This window comes from Pseudomonas sp. 1912-s, assembly GCF_029269205.1.
GTDB lineage: Bacteria > Pseudomonadota > Gammaproteobacteria > Pseudomonadales > Pseudomonadaceae > Aquipseudomonas.
On record NZ_JARIXR010000005.1, the window covers coordinates 126,217 to 143,026 of the forward strand.

15 protein-coding genes are annotated in these 16,810 nt (G+C 61.3%); 11 read left to right on the forward strand and 4 right to left on the reverse strand.

The features are described 5' to 3' along the window. The first annotated feature begins 81 nt into the window (after nt 1–81). From P3C29_RS08625 to P3C29_RS08640, 4 genes are all read left to right on the forward strand, one after another. Nucleotides 82–1,200: a succinylglutamate desuccinylase/aspartoacylase family protein gene (locus tag P3C29_RS08625; RefSeq protein ID WP_275964305.1), complete on the forward strand. Its 1,119-nt coding sequence runs from the start codon at nt 82–84 to the stop codon at nt 1,198–1,200. 149 nt (nt 1,201–1,349) lie between these two features. Next, complete coding sequence (gene rocD / locus P3C29_RS08630) at nt 1,350–2,543, forward strand: ornithine--oxo-acid transaminase (RefSeq protein WP_275964306.1); 1,194 nt, start codon at nt 1,350–1,352, stop codon at nt 2,541–2,543. Beyond that, nucleotides 2,540–5,191, forward strand: coding sequence for an aconitate hydratase AcnA (gene acnA, locus P3C29_RS08635; RefSeq protein ID WP_275964307.1), 2,652 nt, complete (start codon nt 2,540–2,542; stop codon nt 5,189–5,191). Before rocD ends, acnA begins: the two co-directional genes overlap by 4 nt. Beyond that, entirely contained in the window at nt 5,184–5,897 is a 714-nt protein-coding gene (locus P3C29_RS08640) for a transporter substrate-binding domain-containing protein (protein WP_275964308.1), read from the forward strand. The genes acnA and P3C29_RS08640 overlap by 8 nt, the downstream gene beginning before the upstream one ends. Here P3C29_RS08640 and P3C29_RS08645 read toward each other — a convergent pair. Then, nucleotides 5,894–6,256, reverse strand: a complete 363-nt coding sequence (locus P3C29_RS08645) for an NUDIX domain-containing protein (RefSeq protein WP_275964309.1) — start codon at nt 6,254–6,256, stop codon at nt 5,894–5,896. The two genes, P3C29_RS08640 and P3C29_RS08645, sit on opposite strands and share 4 nt — an antisense overlap. Before the next feature lie 141 nt (nt 6,257–6,397). On the opposite strand from P3C29_RS08645, the gene P3C29_RS08650 reads away from it, so the two are divergent. Next, nucleotides 6,398–7,378 carry a Gfo/Idh/MocA family oxidoreductase gene (locus P3C29_RS08650; RefSeq protein WP_010173210.1) on the forward strand — a complete coding sequence of 327 codons (981 nt, stop codon included), beginning with the start codon at nt 6,398–6,400 and terminating at the stop codon, nt 7,376–7,378. A gap of 36 nt (nt 7,379–7,414) precedes the next feature. Then, on the forward strand, nt 7,415–8,053 hold the full coding sequence (locus P3C29_RS08655; RefSeq protein ID WP_275964310.1) for a ribonuclease T2: 639 nt from the start codon (nt 7,415–7,417) through the stop codon (nt 8,051–8,053). A gap of 6 nt (nt 8,054–8,059) precedes the next feature. Here P3C29_RS08655 and P3C29_RS08660 read toward each other — a convergent pair whose 3' ends face one another. Genes P3C29_RS08660 through P3C29_RS08670 form a run of 3 tightly spaced genes read right to left on the reverse strand, consistent with a single transcriptional unit; the run spans nt 8,060 to nt 11,352 of the window. Continuing rightward, the gene (locus P3C29_RS08660) at nt 8,060–8,902 is read right to left on the reverse strand and encodes a metal-dependent hydrolase (protein WP_275964311.1); all 843 of its coding nucleotides are present in this window, start codon (nt 8,900–8,902) and stop codon (nt 8,060–8,062) included. Between the two features lie 15 nt (nt 8,903–8,917). Next, nucleotides 8,918–9,817: an SDR family NAD(P)-dependent oxidoreductase gene (locus P3C29_RS08665; protein ID WP_010173205.1), complete on the reverse strand. Its 900-nt coding sequence runs from the start codon at nt 9,815–9,817 to the stop codon at nt 8,918–8,920. Beyond that, nucleotides 9,814–11,352 (reverse strand): NAD(P)/FAD-dependent oxidoreductase, encoded by a 1,539-nt coding sequence (locus P3C29_RS08670; RefSeq protein WP_275964312.1) that lies wholly within the window; start codon nt 11,350–11,352, stop codon nt 9,814–9,816. Before P3C29_RS08670 ends, P3C29_RS08665 begins: the two co-directional genes overlap by 4 nt. A 303-nt stretch (nt 11,353–11,655) precedes the next feature. On the opposite strand from P3C29_RS08670, the gene P3C29_RS08675 reads away from it, so the two are divergent. The 5 genes from P3C29_RS08675 to praB (P3C29_RS08695) all read left to right on the forward strand — a co-directional run bounded on the left by P3C29_RS08675 (nt 11,656) and on the right by praB (P3C29_RS08695) (nt 16,204). Then, complete coding sequence (locus P3C29_RS08675; protein ID WP_275964313.1) at nt 11,656–12,654, forward strand: alpha/beta hydrolase; 999 nt, start codon at nt 11,656–11,658, stop codon at nt 12,652–12,654. Between the two features lie 317 nt (nt 12,655–12,971). Continuing rightward, the gene (locus tag P3C29_RS08680) at nt 12,972–14,252 is read left to right on the forward strand and encodes an alkane 1-monooxygenase (protein WP_010173199.1); all 1,281 of its coding nucleotides are present in this window, start codon (nt 12,972–12,974) and stop codon (nt 14,250–14,252) included. A 146-nt stretch (nt 14,253–14,398) separates the two neighbouring features. Next, a complete protein-coding gene (gene praA, locus P3C29_RS08685; protein WP_010173198.1) occupies nt 14,399–14,893 on the forward strand; it encodes an alkane oxidation protein activator PraA in 495 nt (164 codons plus the stop codon). A 131-nt stretch (nt 14,894–15,024) separates the two neighbouring features. After that, nucleotides 15,025–15,540 (forward strand): alkane oxidation protein activator PraB, encoded by a 516-nt coding sequence (praB, locus tag P3C29_RS08690; RefSeq protein ID WP_201123450.1) that lies wholly within the window; start codon nt 15,025–15,027, stop codon nt 15,538–15,540. A gap of 148 nt (nt 15,541–15,688) precedes the next feature. Continuing rightward, entirely contained in the window at nt 15,689–16,204 is a 516-nt protein-coding gene (gene praB, locus P3C29_RS08695) for an alkane oxidation protein activator PraB (RefSeq protein ID WP_201123452.1), read from the forward strand. Nucleotides 16,205–16,810: the final 606 nt, after the last annotated feature.

Consider the following 16,810-nt stretch of genomic DNA (forward strand, 5'->3'; position numbering starts at 1 on the left):
CTGGCCGCCCTTACAGACGATCACGCCGGCTCGTTAATATTTCTTCAGCGTTCATCACTCGAATATCGAGATTTCCGGTTTATGAAACTTAAATCACACCCCTTGCTGCAAGCGACACAAGGCACCCACAGGCACGTGGACAGTGAGCATTACGGTGCAATGGGTGCAGGTCGAAAAATCTATATCCAGGCGGCGCTGCATGCCGACGAAACCCCGGCGCTGCTGGTGGCCGCGCAACTGCGCCGGCACCTGGTGGAACTGGAAAATGCCAACCGCCTGAAGGCTGAAATCGTGCTGGTGGCCGTGGCMAACCCCACCGGGCTGAGCCAGTACATCATGGGCGCCCCCAGCGGACGTTTCGAGCTGGGCAGCGGGCGTAATTACAACCGGGGTTTCCCGGTGCCGTATCAGGCAATCGCCGACAAGATCGAACACCTGCTGGGCCAGGACATTGACGCCAATCGCCAATTGATCCGCCAGGCCTGGGGCGAATGCCTGCTGGACTCGCAACCGCTGGATGAATTCCAGTCGCTGCAACGTACCCTGATGCTGCTGGCCCACGACGCGGATATCGTGCTGGACCTGCATTGCTCCCGTGAGGCCTCGATGCACGTGTACACCGGTGAAGCCGTGTGGGCGACCGTGGAACCGTTGGCGCGCTACATCGGCTCCGAAGCCTCGTTGCTGGCCACCGACTCCCAGGCCAACTCCTTCGATGAGGCGCTGTACCTGCTGTGGGTCAACCTGCGTGAGCGGTTTGGTGCGCGTTTCCCGATCCCGGACAGCAGCGTGGCAGTGACCGTTGAGCATCGCGGCCAGCGGGATGTGTCCTATGAACTGGCGCAGCATGACGCCACGGCGATCATTGATTACCTGACCCACCTGGGCGCGATTGAAGGCACGCCACGGCCATTGCCGGCGCTGCGCAACCCGGCGACGCCGCTGGCCGGCAGCGAACAGTTTTATGCGCCATGCGCCGGGGTGCTGGTACACCGGGCGGCAGTGGGCAGCCGCATCGAGGCGGGGCAGGCGTTGTTCGATATCGTTGATCCCCACAGTGGGCAGGTCACGACCGTAAACAGCCACAACACCGGCGTGCTGTACATGCGCCGCGATGTGCGATTTGTGAAACCGGGCGATCCGCTGGGCCGGGTATCCGGTGCCACGCCGATTCGTAGTGGCAAGCTCCTCAGCGCCTGACGCAGGACAAGTGTGGGAGCTGGCTTGCCTGCGATAGCGGCGGCATATTCGACATCAATGCCGCCTGATACACCGCCATCGCAGGCAAGCCAGCTCCCACATTGGCGCTGCGTTGTTCATTTATTATTTATTCGGCAGGACTTCCCACCATGCACCCCAACCCGGCAATCACCCTCGAAAACCAATTCTGCGCCCACAACTATTCCCCTTTGCCGGTGGTGATCGTCAAGGGCGAGGGCGTCTGGGCCATTGGCGATGACGGCAAGCGCTACCTGGACATGATGTCGGCCTATTCCGCCGTCAGCCATGGCCATGTCCACCCGCGCATCCGCGCCGCCGCCGTGGCGCAGATCGACAAGATCAGCGTGGTCTCCCGGGCGTTCTACAGCGAACCCCTGGGCAACTTCCTCAAGACCCTGTGCCGCATCACGGGCTTTGACTCGGCCCTGCCAATGAACAGCGGCGCCGAAGCCGTGGAAACCGCGATCAAGGCCGCCCGGCGCTGGGGTTATCGAATCAAGGGCATCCCGGCGAACCAGGCCAGCATCGTGGTGGCCGACAACAACTTCCACGGTCGCACCTCGACCATCGTCGGCTTCTCCTCCGAGCCCGACTACAAGGCCGACTTCGGCCCGTTCTGCAACGGTTTCACCGAGGCGCGCTTCGGTGACATCGAGAGTTTTCGCCAGGCCATCACCGCCGACACCTGCGCGGTGCTGATCGAACCGATCCAGGGCGAGGCCGGCATTCGCGTGCCACCGGCGGGTTTCCTGCGAGAGCTGCGCCAACTCTGCGACGAGACCAACACCTTGTTGATTCTCGACGAGATCCAGTCCGGGCTGGGCCGCACCGGCAAGTGGTTCGCCTTCCAGCACGAAGGCATTCGCCCCGACGCGCTGATCCTTGGCAAAGCCTTGGGCGGCGGGATCATGCCGGTGTCGGCGTTCGTGGCGGCTCATTCGATCATGGACCTGTTTGACGCCGGCAGCCACGGCTCGACCTTTGGCGGCAACCCGTTGGCGGCGGCCATTGGCCTGGAAGCATTGAAGGTGCTGGAAGAGGAGGGCTTGATCGATAACAGCGCGCAACTGGGCCAGTACCTGGTGGAGCGCCTGAAGGCGATGAACTCGCCGGCCATTCGCGAGATTCGCGGGCGTGGCTTGTGGGTCGGCGTCGAGCTGGACCGCGATTCGCGGCCAATCTGCGAAGCGCTGTTGGCCGAAGGATTGCTGACCAAGGAAACCCACGAAAACGTGCTGCGCATCGCGCCGCCGTTGTCGATTACCCGTGAAGAACTGGACTGGGGCCTTGAGCGTATCGAGCGGGTATTCAAACAGCTATGAGCGCGTATCTCAGTCACCTCGACATCGACGGCCAGCGCTTCGCCTGGATCGACCTGCACAAGCTGCTGACCCCGGCGCAACTCCAGCGGCTGCCGTATTCCGTGCGCATCCTCCTGGAAAACATTGCCCGCTGTGCCCCGGCGTCGCTGCCCCAGGTGTTGGCGCGGGCCCTCGGCGAAGGGCCGGATTGCGAAGTGCCGTTCCAGCCCAACCGGCTGATGTTCCATGACACCACCTGCCTGCCGGCCCTGGCGGATTTCGCCGGGATGCGCGATGTGGTGGTCGAACTGGGCGGCGATCCCCGGGCGGTGAACCCGTCGATCCCGGCGGTGCTGACCATCGACCATTCGGTGATCGTCGAGCACTACGCCGAGGCGAATGCGGTGGACGCCAACCTGGACATCGACTTTCGCCGCAACAGCGAGCGTTACCGCTTTATCAAGTGGGCCCAGGCCAGCCTCGACAACTTCAAGGTGATCCCGCCGGGCACCGGGATCATCCACCAGATGAACATGGAGTCGATCGCCCAGGTGGTGTGGGAAAGCGCGCCGCGCAACGGCCACGTGCTGTTGCACCCCGACTGCATGGTGGCCACCGACAGCCACACCCCGATGATCAATGCCATCGGGGTGCTGGGCTGGGGCGTCGGCGGGCTGGAAGGGCAGGCGGCGATGCTCGGTGAGCCGGTGCCGATTCCTTTCCCGCAGGTGGTGGGCATTCGCGTCACCAACGCCTTGCGCGACGGCGTGACCGCCACGGACCTGGCGTTGACGGTGACCGAACTGCTGCGCCGGTGCAGCATGGTCGGCAAGTTTGTCGAGTTCACCGGGCCGGGCCTGGCGTCCCTGAGTTGGGCGGCACGGGGCACCGTGGCCAACATGGCGCCGGAATACGGTGCCACCGTGGTGTTTTTCCCGTTTGATGACGAGACGCTGGCGTACCTGAACCTGAGTGCGCGGCCACAAGTCTTGATCAACAAGGTCTCGGCATATATGGCGGCGCAGCCGCTGTGGCGCCGGGAGGGCGACCCCGAGCCAGTGTTTGATGAATGGATCGAGCTGGATCTGGCGCGGGTTGAACCCAGTGTCGCCGGCCCTCATCAGCCGCATCAGCGCCAATCCCTGGCAGACGCCGGGGCTTCGTTTCATCAGCATGTGAGCGCCGACAAACAGGTGTTTTTCGAGCCGTCATTCCAGGTGCCGATTACCCATGGCGCGGTGGTGATGTCGGCCATCACCAGTTGCACCAACACCGCCAACCCGGCGCAGATGGTCCAGGCCGGGCTCTTCGCCCGTAACGCCCGCGCCCGTGGGCTGACGCGCAAACCGTGGGTCAAGACGTCGCTGTCACCGGGCTCGCGGGTGGTGGCCGATTACCTTGAAGCCGCTGGCTTGCTGGAGGATTTTTCCGCACTGGGGTTCGACCTGGCGGGCTTTGGCTGCATGACCTGCATCGGCAACTCCGGCAGCCTTGAGCGCCATGTCGAGACCTTCGCCGAACAGGGCTTGAAAGGCGTGGTGGTGCTTTCGGGCAATCGCAATTTCGAAGGCCGGGTCAACCCGAAAGTCCCGGCCGGCTACCTCGCATCGCCCGCGTTGTGCGTGGCCTATGCGATTGCCGGCAGCATCGACATTGACCTGTCGGCCCAACCGCTGGCGATGGACGCCCACGGGCAGCCGGTGTTCCTGCATGAGCTGATGCCTAGCGAAGCCGAGGTGGCCGCGCAAGTGGCGGCGGTGGTGCGCCCGGCGCTGTTCCGGCAGCGCCAGCAACTGCTGTGGCAAGGCACTCACCATTGGCAAGCGCTGGAAGCCGACGGCAGCGTGCAGTTTGCCTGGCATCCAGACTCCACGTACCTGCGCCGCCCGCAGTACCTCGCCGACGTCGCGCCGGTGCCGCCCGGTTCCTTGTCCATCAGCCGTGCGCGGGCCCTGGTGGTGTTGGGCGATAACGTCACCACTGACCATATCTCCCCGGCGGGCACGATTCCGGCCGACAGCCTGGCCGGGCACTGGCTGCAGGAGCGCGGCGAAGCGCTGGCGGACCTCAATCAGTATTCGACCCGGCGCAGTAACCACGAAGTGATGGTGCGCGGCGCGTTCACCAACCCGCGCCTGAACAACCTGCTGACGCCCGACCAACCCCCGCGCCAGGGCGTCTGGGCCTGGAACGCCGACCGCAGCGACTACCTGCCGCTGTACCTCGCCGCGCAAAGCTACACCGGGACGCCGACGGTCGTGTTCGCCGGGATCAACTACGGTGCCGGCTCCAGCCGCGACTGGGCGGCGAAGGTCCTGAGCCTGCTGGGGGTCAAGGTGGTGGTGGCCCGCAGCATCGAACGGATTCATCGCAGCAACCTGATTGGCATGGGCGTGCTGCCGCTGGTCTTCGATGAAGGCGCGACGGTGCAGGACTTGCACCTCGATGGCCGCGAGTCCCTGAGCTTCCTCGGTCTGGATCACCTGCAGGTCGGCGAAAACCGGATCACCTTGCAGATTGACCGCCCCCACGGTGAAACCACGCGCGCCGCACTGACCTTGCGCCTCGACTCGTTGCAGGAGGTTGGTTACCTTGAACACGGTGGCGTCTTGCCCTTCGTTATTCGCAAGACCGTGCAAAGAACTGTTCAAGGAGCGCGTAATGATTGACCCGCAGGTACTGCAACAACTGGCCCCCGAGGGTGTGCTTCGGGCTGCCATCAACTTTGGCAACCCGGTGCTGGCCCAGCGCGCTGAAGGTGGCGAGCCCCAAGGCGTGTCGGTGGCGCTGGCCAGGGCCCTGGCCGATGAGTTGGGCGTGCGGCTTGAGTTGATCACCTTTGAAGCGGCGGGCAAGGTCTTCGCCGCATTGGCCGATGACCTCTGGCGCGTGGCATTCCTGGCCATCGAACCGGTGCGCGAGCAGGAAATCGCCTTCAGTGCGCCCTACGTGATCATCAAGGGCACGTACCTGGTGGCGGTGGATTCACCCTTGAGCAGCGTGTCGCAACTGGATGCTCCAGGCCAACGCATCGCCGTCGGCCAGGGCGCGGCGTATGACCTGTACCTGAGCCGCACGGTGCAGCACGCCGAACTGGTGCGCGCGCCGACCTCGGCAGGGGCCGTGGACCTGTTTATCGAGCAAGACCTGAATGCGGCGGCCGGGGTTCGGGATTACCTGCGAACCCGAGTGGATGAGCGCTGGCGCTTGCTGGAGGATGACTTCATGAGCATCAGCCAGGCCGTCGCGGTACCGGTGGTGCACGCAGCCGCTGCCGCGTTCGTCAAATCCTTTGTCGAACGGCAGAAAGCCAATGGTTGGGTAAAACAGGCGTTGTCGCACAGCGGGCAAAGCCCGGAACTGGCGGCGCCTTAGAGGCGGCGCAGGAAGGATTTGACGATTTGCTGGGTAGCCTGGGTCGTGTCCAGGTCTTCCAGGCGGGTGAAGGGATGCCACTGGCATTCCTTGATTTCACTCAGAGGCCGGGCTTCGTCGATATTCACCACCGACGCCTCGAACACATGGTGCAGCGTGTCGCTGGCCTTCAATTCCTGCAATAACAGCAAACCGTCCACGTTCAGCCCGGTTTCTTCTTCCAGTTCCCGCGCGGCGGCGCCTGCCGGGCGCTCGTCGCGCTCGACCTTGCCACCGGGCAGTGCCCATTTCGATCGGGCTTTACGCACGAACAGGATGTGCCCGTCGTGCTCGCAAATCACCGTGGCCCTTATTTTCATCGTCTGTGCCCCTGCAGTTGGATGAATGTCATAAAAGTGTAATGCAATTGTCATGCTCAGTCTTTAGCCGGCAGGGTGGAGAGGGCGCAGGAAAACACCGATACTGCCCCATCGAAAAAAACTCACTGCAAGGAGATACAGATGAACACCGTACGCTGGGGCATGATCGGCTGTGGCAGTGTCACTGAACTCAAGAGTGGACCCGCCTTCTACAAAGCGCCAGGTTCCGCGCTGGTGGCCGTGATGGGGCGCCGCGAGGAGGCCGTGCGCGATTATGCGGCACGCCATGGCATCGCCCGGTTCTACACCGACGCCCAGGCGCTGATCGACGACCCTGAAGTGGACGCGGTCTACATCGCCACACCGCCCGACAGTCACCTGGAGTACAGCCTGATGGTGGCCGCCGCGGGCAAGCATTGCTGCGTCGAGAAACCCATGTCGCTGAATGCCGAGCAAAGTGCGCTGATGCAGCGCACCTTTGAACAGGCCGGGCTGCACCTGTTTGTCTCCTATTACCGGCGTTCCCTGCCGCGCTTCCAGCAAGTGCGGGATTGGCTGCAGGACGGGCGCATCGGTGAGTTGCGCCACCTGACCTGGACCTTGTGCAAGCCGCCTTCCGAGGACGACGCCAGCAGCAGCAACTGGCGCACCGACCCGGCGATTGCCGGCGGCGGTTATTTTGCGGACCTGGCGAGCCACGGTTTTGACCTGTTCCAGTACCTGGCCGGGGATATCGTCGATGTGGCCGGGTTTACCGCGCGCCAGGCCGGGCGTTATGCCGCCGAAGACGCCGTGACCGCCTGCTGGACCTTCGCCTCGGGCGCGCTGGGCATGGGCTGCTGGAACTTTGTTGCCGACCGTCGCGAGGATTTGGTGGAACTGATCGGCAGCAAGGGCCGCATCACCTTCTCGGTATTCGATGAAGCACCGTTGCGCCTTGAGGCCGAGACCCGCGAGGAAGTGGAGGTGCCCAATCACGCGCATATCCAGTGGCATCACGTGCTGGGGATGAACGCGCACATTCGCGGCGAGAGCAAACACCCGGCGCTGGCGATCGAGGCGTTGAAGACCGACCGGGTCATGGACCGGGTGCTACAGCGTAACCCCAACCTGGCTGTTTAACCGTGCTGGAATGTTCTCTTTTAAAGGAATGAACAGATGAAATGGAACGCAGCCTGGATGGGGTTGTTTCTGGTGCTGGCGGGCGCCGCCACGGCAGCACCGCGGGCGCAGGGGCAGGCGGGGGAGTTTGATTTTTATGTGTTGTCGTTGTCCTGGTCGCCGACCTTCTGCCTGACGCATCCGGACGACCAGCAGTGTTCGGGCAAGGGCTACGGGTTTGTCCTGCATGGCCTGTGGCCGCAGTACGCGAAGGGCGGCTGGCCGGCGTCGTGTGAGCCGCAGTCGCGGTTGTCGGATGCCGACTTCGCCCGGGGCAGGACGTTGTTCCCGTCGCCCAGGCTGCTCAGGCATGAGTGGGCCAAGCACGGCACTTGCAGCGGGCTTGAGGCGTCAGCCTATCTGGACAAGACCGATGCCGCGCTGGGCGTGGTCAAGATCCCGCAGCAGCTTGAGCCCTTCAATGTCCGTGGCGGCCTGGCTGCGCGGGACATCGAAGCGCTGTTTCGCGAGAGCAACCCGGCCATGGGCAACCACGGGCTGGCCGTGATCTGCAAGGGCGCGGTGTTGACCGAGGTGCGAGTCTGCCTGACCAAGGACCTGGCGTTTGCCGGCTGCCCGCGCAGCGTCAAGAGCCAGTGCCGGGACGGCGAGATTCGTATCCCGACCCAACGCTGAGCGGATTCACGCGGACCCATAACCGTTATGGGTCTGCTCGATTTCCTCCACCAATCGGTCAATGCCCGCCAGGCGCGCCCGGTTGTCATGGTTCCAGGGATGAAACCCTGGCTTGAAGTAATGCAACCAGGGCAACGCCATGCGCGGGAACACGCCCTTGGGTCCGTAGAGAAACTTGAGCATCCGCCAGAAGCCCTTCAAATGCCCGCCCGAACGGCGGTCGGCAAACAGCAGGCGCAGGTGGAAATCAAAGATCACCAGCCAGAAGAGCAGCGTGGTGACGAGCATGGTCCCGGTGCGCAGCAAATACCGCTTGGGCCCAGGCTTGATCACACGGTTCCACACATCAAACGCCACGGCCTTGTGCTCGGTTTCCTCCAGGGCATGCCAGTACCACATCTGTTGGTATCCCTTGACCGAATCACCAAACCGTGACGGGTCGCTGAGGAGGATTTCCGCGAGCATCGCGGTGTAATGCTCCAGGGCAATGGTCACCGCCAGGTTGAACGAGGCGGGCATGTACTTTTTTTGCGCGTCGAGGATCATCTTCAGCCGACGATCCAGGGTATGCGCCGGCAGCCCGGCGGCTTGCAGCAGGTCGTTGTAGGCCACGTGCTCGCGGCTGTGCATGGCCTCCTGGCCGATGAACCCCTGGATTTCTTTCTTCAGTTCCGGCTCTTCGATGCGCTGGCGGTAATGGCGCACGCTGTCCATGAAGAACAGTTCGCCCTGGGGAAACAGCAACGACAACGCGTTGAAAAAGTGGGTGATGAACGGGCCTTGTTCATGCCAGTTCTTGATGCGTTCGGCCGGCAGGGCAAAACGAATATCGCGGCGAATCGGCAACATGATCGGTACTCCAGGTCAGAGACGGTGCTCTTCGTTGGTTTCAAGGACGGGGGACGGCGCGCTGCGTTGCTTGGGCGCCATGCGTTTGCTGGCGAACACCACCAGCGCTTGATAGGCCGCCGGCAGGCAGCGGGCGAGCAGGTCCAGAAAGTAAGCATCGCGGCCAATCAGCACGCGGCGTTTGTTGTTGCGTACGCCGTGCAGAATGACCTTGGCGGCCTGGTCGGCGTCGGTGATGAACAGCTTTTCAAAGTCGGCCCGGGCCTGCTGTTCGCTGTGGATCAGGAAGCCGGTCATGTTCGCGTCGATCCGGCTGCTGCGGCAGATGTCGGTACGGATCCCGCCGGGGTGCACGCAAGTGGCCGAGACCCCGCTTTTTTGCAGGTCGAGTTCCTGGCGCAGGGATTCGGTAAAGCCGCGCACGGCGAACTTGGTGGCGTTGTAGCCGCTCATGCCGGGCTGGGCGAACAGGCCGAATACGCTGGAGGTGTTGACCACATGGCCGTCGCCGCTGGCCTTGAGGTACGGCAAAAAGGCTTTGGTGCCGTACACCACGCCCCAAAAATTGATCCCGACGATCCACTCCAGGTCGGCGTAGTCCACGCCCTCGACGGTGCTCGACAGGGCCACCCCGGCGTTGTTGAAGATCAGATTGATTTGGCCATGGTCGATGGCGCACCGGGCGGCCCAGTCCTCCATGGCCTGGCGGTCGGAGACGTCCAGCACCTGCGAGGTGACCAGCACCGGCGCAAGCACCTGGGCCTTGATCAACTCGACCGTCTGCTCCAGGCCCTGGCTGTTTTTATCGGCCAGCGCCAAGTGGCAGCCTTCACGCGCCAACGCCAGTGCCAACGCGCGGCCCATGCCCGAGGCCGCACCGGTAATCGCCGCCACGCGGCCGTTGAATGACTTCATGACAGGCTCCCTTCAGGGGTGGTGTGGGGCGGCGCCTCAGCAGGGCGCGGTGTGGACGGCAGCGGCGCCAGGCTGGCGACGTAGTCCTTGAGGGCGAAATGCCGGGTGACCTGCTTGAAGCGCCAGGTCGAGCCGGGCCACAGCGTGGTGTTCTTGCCGGTGCGCGGGTCGAGGTACCAGCTCTTGCAGCCGCCGGTGGACCAGATGGTGCCCTTGAGTCTGTCCTGCAGCCTGGCGTTGTAGGCCAGCTCCACCGTCGGCTTGACGTCGACCGTGGCGATGCGATGGCGCTGCATGTGCTGCAGGGCGTCGAGGATGTAGGTGACCTGGGCCTCGATCATCAGAATCATCGAGTTATGCCCCAGCCCGGTGTTGGGCCCGACGATCAGGAACAGGTTCGGATAGCCCGGCACTGTGGTGCCCAGGTAGGCGTGGGCGCCGTCTTGCCAGGTGTCCATCAGGTCGATGCCATGCCGGCCGACGATGCAGTTGCGGGGCAGGGGATCGGTGGCCTGGAAGCCGGTGCCGAAAATGATGCAGTCGGCCGGGTGCTTGATGCCGTCGGCGGTGATCACCCCATCGGCCTCGATGCGCAGCACGTTGTCGGTCACCACCTGCACGTTGCTGCGCGACAGCGCCGGGTAGTAGTCGTTGGAGATCAGCACACGCTTGCAGCCGATGGTGTAGTCGGGCGTCAGGGTCGCGCGCAGGGAAGGGCGGGCCACTTGTTTGTGCAGGTGGCGCACGGCGATTTTCTGCACCATTTTCATCAGGCCCGGGTGCCGGGCAAAGCCCACCACGCGACCTTCCAATGCCCAGTAGAACGCCCCGCGCACCAGGCGCTGGGTGAAGGGCAGGTGCTTGAAGGCCCAGCGTTCGAGGCGTGAAATCGGCCGGTCGGGCTTGGGCATGATCCACGGGGGCGTGCGTTGGAACAGGTCCAGGTGGGCCACCTGCGGCGCGATCTGCGGCACGAACTGAATGGCACTGGCGCCGGTGCCGATCACCGCCACGCGTTTGCCTTTCAACGAGTACTCGTGGTCCCACTGCTGGGAGTGGAAGCGTTTGCCCTTGAAGCTGTCCAGGCCGGGAATGTCCGGCAGCGCCGGGCGTGACAGGCCGCCCATCCCCGACACCAACACCCGCGCGCTGACCTGGCGGCCATTGCTGAAACTCAGGCTCCAGCGCTGCTGCGCCTCATCAAACACGGCCTTCTGCAGGCCCAAGCCAAAGCGCAGGAACGGCGCCAGCCCGAAGCGCTGCGCGCACTGTTCCAGGTAGGCGCGAATCTCCGCCTGGGGCGCGAATTGCCGCGTCCAGTCCGGGTTGGGCGCAAAGGAAAACGAATAGACATGGGATTGCACGTCGCAGGCGCAACCGGGGTAGTGGTTGTCCCGCCAGGTGCCGCCGAGGGAATCGGCCTGCTCGGCAATAAAGAAGTCGCTGAAGCCGGCTTCCTTGAGTTTGATCGCCATGCACAGCCCGGCAAATCCGGAACCGATGATGGCGATGTCGACGGTGTCATGGGCATTCATAGGCTGTCCCTCGTGGGCCGCTGGCGCCTTACGGGTTTCGACATCGGATGTGCTCCTTGTTTTTGTTTTGTCTTTTTAGATAGAACACCATTGCAAAGAAAAATTGAATTATTTATTTTAAAAAAGATTTTAAATAATCTACCTGAAAATATCGTCTAGGCTACGACCCAGTTCCTCAAGTGCGACTTATCCGACGGACGAGAGCTTTACGCACGCAGTTAAGGTCCAGGGGTGGACGATGGCTGAGGTCTTGACCAATACCGGTCGGGCCGCCAGCAACGCAGGGATGCAGAGGACCGAGCTATGGCTGTCGAGTGGGTTGTCGCTGCGGGTGTGTGTGTAGGGCTGAGCGTAGTGTTGTGGGGCTTCAGTGCCCGGATGACACGGCGTATAGAAGCTGCTGTTCCGATCAACGGGCGCTTTCTGGAGATCAATGGCGAGCGCTTTCATTATGTAGACGAGGGCAAGGGTCCGCCGCTGGTGATGATCCACGGACTGATGGGCAGCAGTCGTAACCTGACCTATGCCTTGTCTGCCCAATTGCGTGAGCACTTTCGGGTGATCACCCTGGATCGTCCGGGTTCGGGTTATTCCACCCGGCATGCTGGCACCGCCGCCGACCTGCCTAGCCAGGCCCGGCAAGTCGCCAGCTTTATCAAGACGCTGGACCTGGATAAGCCGCTGGTGCTGGGACATTCCCTCGGCGGGGCGATTTCCCTGGCGTTGGCACTGGACCATCCCCACGCGGTGTCCGGATTGATCCTGGTGGCGCCGCTCACCCATCCCCAGCGCATGCTGCCTTTGGTGTTTATGTCGTTGGCGATACGCCCCGGATGGTTGCGGCGCTTCATCTCGCACACCCTGACCATGCCCCTTGGGATGTTGACCAAGGAGGCGACCGTCAAAGGCGTGTTCGCCCCCGACCTGGCCCCCGCAGACTTTGCCACCCGCGGTGGCGGGTTGCTGGGCATGCGGCCCGATAACTTCTATGCCGCCTCCACCGAGATCAACCTGGTCAACGATTTCCTGCCGGACATGGTCAAGCGCTACCCGCAGCTGACCTTGCCGATCGGGCTGATCTATGGCGCGCAGGACAAGGTGCTGGACTTCCGCAAACACGGCCAGGCCCTGGCCAGCCGGGTGCCGGGCCTGAAGCTGCAGTTGGTGGAAGGGCGCGGGCACATGTTGCCGATTACCGCCGCCGAGCGTGTCGCAGCGGTGGTCGAGCAGGTGGCCAAGCGCGTCCGGCCTCCCGAAAGCGCCACGGTTTTGCATCCGCCGTTTGCGTTGGCGAGCAAATAATTGTGCTACCGAACTCGCGGTTCGACCCCGTCAATGCTTGCCCTAGACACCTGACCAAACGGCTGAAAAACAGACTGCCCGGTCACGTTCAAAAGGGTTCAAAAATTTAGTTGACGACCTAACGATTCCGCGCTATTTATTTAAAAAAATATTTCAATGTCTAATTTGAAATAATTTTTGAAATGCCTAAGAGCGAATAAAATAATGAAAAAAACGCCTTTTATCGCATGGTTGAATTCTCGGAGCAGTCACCGCTCCGTGTACCTGTTCAGTGTTGATTTTTGCTCCCTGCCCACCTGCCTCGTGCGGAGGCTGCCATGAATCAGACCCTGGCTGCCCCGAATGTCTGGACCGACGGCAAGCGCCACCTGTGGTGGCTCGGCATCATGCCCCTGGCAACCCCATTGCTTTCCGGCGCCCTGGCCATCACCACGGGCGTACAACAACTGTGGTGGGTCGGCGTACTGGTGATCTTCGGCCTGATCCCTTTGATCGACGGCCTGCTGGGTGAAGACGTCAGCAACCCGCCGGAATCCGCCGTCAGCAACCTCGAATCCCAAAGCTACTACCGCTGGATCGTCTACACCGGCGTGCTGTTCGTCATCTCCTCGGTGGTGATCACCGGGTGGCTGGCCGCAGGCGGCATCGACTGGATCATCAGCGGCGGCCTGTTGAATGCCACCGCCACCCTGGACCCATCGAGCTGGCTGGCGAAAACCGCTGCCTTCATCACCGCCCGTACCCAGCTGCATGGCGAGATCAGCTGGTTCACCTACCTGGGCATGGCAATGTCCACCGGCGCCGCCACCGGTATCGCCATCAACACCGCTCATGAACTGGGGCACAAGCCGCGCCTGCTGGAAGTCGTCCTGGCCAAGATCACCCTGGCGCCGACCTTCTACGGGCACTTCTACACCGAACACAACCGGGGCCACCACGTACGCGTCGCCACCCCGGAGGACCCGGCCAGCTCGCGGTTGGGGGAGAGCTTCTGGGCCTTTCTGCCACGCTCGGTGTGGTTCAGCGCCCGCTCGGCGTGGAACCTGGAACGTGAACGCCTGCGCAAACTCGGCCTGCCGGCCTGGCACTGGAAGAACGCCGTACTCAGCGCGTGGATGTACAGCGTGGTGTTGTGGGGCGCGATGATTGCCTGGCTGGGGGCGGCCGTGATTCCGTTCCTGATCATCCAGGGCATCTACGGCTTCTCGCTGCTGGAAGTGGTGAACTACGTCGAACATTACGGCCTGAAGCGCCAGAAGTTGCCCAACGGTCGTTATGAACGCTGCTCGCCACGCCATTCCTGGAACAGTAATCGGATTGTGACCAATATCTTTCTGTTCCAACTACAGCGTCATTCCGACCATCACGCCAATCCAACCAGAAGTTATCAGTCCCTGCGTCACTTTGATGAATCGCCGCAACTGCCATACGGTTATGCCAGCATGATTGTCTGGGCGTATGTACCTTACTTGTGGCGACGACGCATGGACCATCGGGTACTTAATCATTATGCCGGGGATATCACCCTGACCAATCTTCAACCTTCACAGCGTTTGAAGTATCTGGAGAAGTACAGCAACACCGCCAGACCCTTCTAATGTAAAGCAGTCAGTTGTAAGGCGTACTCGGGATCTGTGTGTCGCGCAGGTTTTTATCGCCCTGAATAACCGGTTTCGAGTACGGCTTAGTTGCAAAAATTTTGTTTGACCCGAACAAAAATAAAATTAAGGGAAGGACGTACACCATGCAAACCCCTGCCAAGTTTACGACGCATATTGTATTGGCCGCCCTGGGCCTGATCGTTTACCACCAGGCCCAGGCTGCCCGTATCGAACCCGCCGGCAGTGCGTTTACTGCCCAGGGGCCCATCAGCTTTTCCAAGGGCGCGCTGATCAGCGCGGACTGCACCATCAAGGTCGCCGGCAAGGTGGCGGCGGATGGCTCGTCGGTGAATGTCGACAAAGTTGAATTCGACGGCGGCCTCAAGTGCAGCCGGGTGGAAGCGATCAACTTGCCGTGGGTATTAGTGGCCAAAGACACCAAGAGCGGCTCGATGTCGAAGATTGCCGTGGATGTGCACGCCTTTGGCCTGGGCGGCAAATGCGGGCCCTCTACCGCCGACGGTACCTGGGATAACGCCACCGGCAAGTTGGAAGCTGTCAATGTGCCGATCGGCGAAGACTGCAAGATCAAGACGGTGTCGATCAAGATGCCGCCAAGTTTCAAAGTTGTTGAGTAACAGTTGGATGTTGTAGCGGTAATTGAATTGAAATTTGGCTGGAAAGGGAAGTTCTGCAGATTCACCGTGACCTCTCGATCATGGCCATTACCCCTGGCGAAATGACTCGCCATAACATGTGAGGAAAAATAATGAAAAGCTTGAAAACCCTCGTGTCTTTGACTGCTTTGACTGTTTGCATGGGTGCTGCTTCGATGGCCAGTGCGGCGTCTTTCAGCCCTATTGGTGCAAGCATCACCGCTAACGGCAGCATTACGGTCAAATCGCCGTCGTCGTTTCAGCAGCCAGTGACTTGCAATATCCTTTTCCAGGGTGTTGTTAACTCCGATGGTACTGCCAATATCAATAGCGCCACCGTATCGGGCTCCAACAGCCTGTGCGCATTGCCCAAGATGACTAACCTGCCATGGAAACTGTCGGCTACCTCCGTTACTGCGGGTACCGTGACCAACGTTGGCTACACCATCGCAGGTGCACCGCCAATCATTCCTGCCACCAACTGCGGCCCGACCACTATTGCCGTGGGCCTGGCGTCAACTGCTAGCCCAGCTTCCAGCACGATCACTGCAACCAACCAGACGCTGACCGGCAGTTGCACCGTGGTGTCGCTGAGCCTCACCGCACCGGGGGCCGTGGTAATTCCTTGATAGGCGTACTCCGTAAAAAGGGTTGATCACCCCGATGGAAGGCAGGCGCCTCGCGAGAGGCGCTTGTTCAGGGATGGATAGCCAACGGATCGGCTGACAACACCGTTCATTGCGCTTGGTGAATACGTCACCAGATAGGTGGAAAAACATGGAAAGCTTGAAAACGTTCGTGGGTGCTACTGCTTTTGCAATGTGCATTTGTACGGCTTCGATGGCCAACGCGGCGTCTTTCATTCCTGCCGACCAATCATTTACCACCGTTAACGGCGCCCTGACGCTGAAGTCGCCGTCTTCGATGAGGGCACCTGTAACGTGTAATATCCAGTTTGTTGGGCGGGTATCCCACGATGGTTCCACTGCAAGTCTGACCAGTGTTTATATCGCCGGCAGCAACGCCCTGTGTGCCATGTATCGTGTCAGTAACTTGCCATGGGTATTGAATCCAACAGCCGGTGCTTTCGGGGCATTATCTAATGTCAGTTTCACTGTGGCGGGCCTTCCGCCAATCACTCCTGTTACTAACTGCGGTCCTGCAACTATTAGCGTTTCTCTCTTCAATAACACCGATGGCTTAAATCTTAATGCAATAAATCAGGTACTTCCCGGTAGCTGTGAGGTTGTGTCGATGCGCTTCGCAATTCCATACCTGATGATTAATCCTTGATAAACGCATTTTGATCGGCTTGCGCCTCAGGCGAGGTGTTTGGCCATGTAACTGATGCCGGCGGAGCCGGTGGATAAAAATAAAAAGTCTGGGGACTAAGACAATGCAAAGCCTTACCACACGTGTTTCTCTAACTGCGCTGCTGCTTGGCCTGGCATTCACATCCTCAATGACCCACGCGGCATCGTTTGCCCAAGCGGGCGCCGCATTTACTGCCACTGGCTCGATATCTACCGCAGTAAAGCTTTTGGTATGGACACCCGTCCCCTGCACTGTCGCGCTGACCGGACAGGTCGCTTCCGACGGTTCGAGTGCGACCATCACCGGTGCCACTTTTACGGGTAACGCACTGTGCGGAGTTTCCGCGCCGCTTAATCTGCCGTGGACGCTCGTACCGACGAATGCCAACACCGCAACACTTTCAGGTTTCGCCGAGAAGTTCTTCTCCGACACTTGCGCGTCTCCAAGTACGTTGACCACGCAATGGAGTTCTGCTGATAACACCTTTAGCCTCCTTAGCCCTCACACCGTAAGCGACAGCTGCCGAATCACGGCATTCAGTTTCAAGCCTTCGCCAGTCCTCACGATTAGCCCTTGAACTTGATC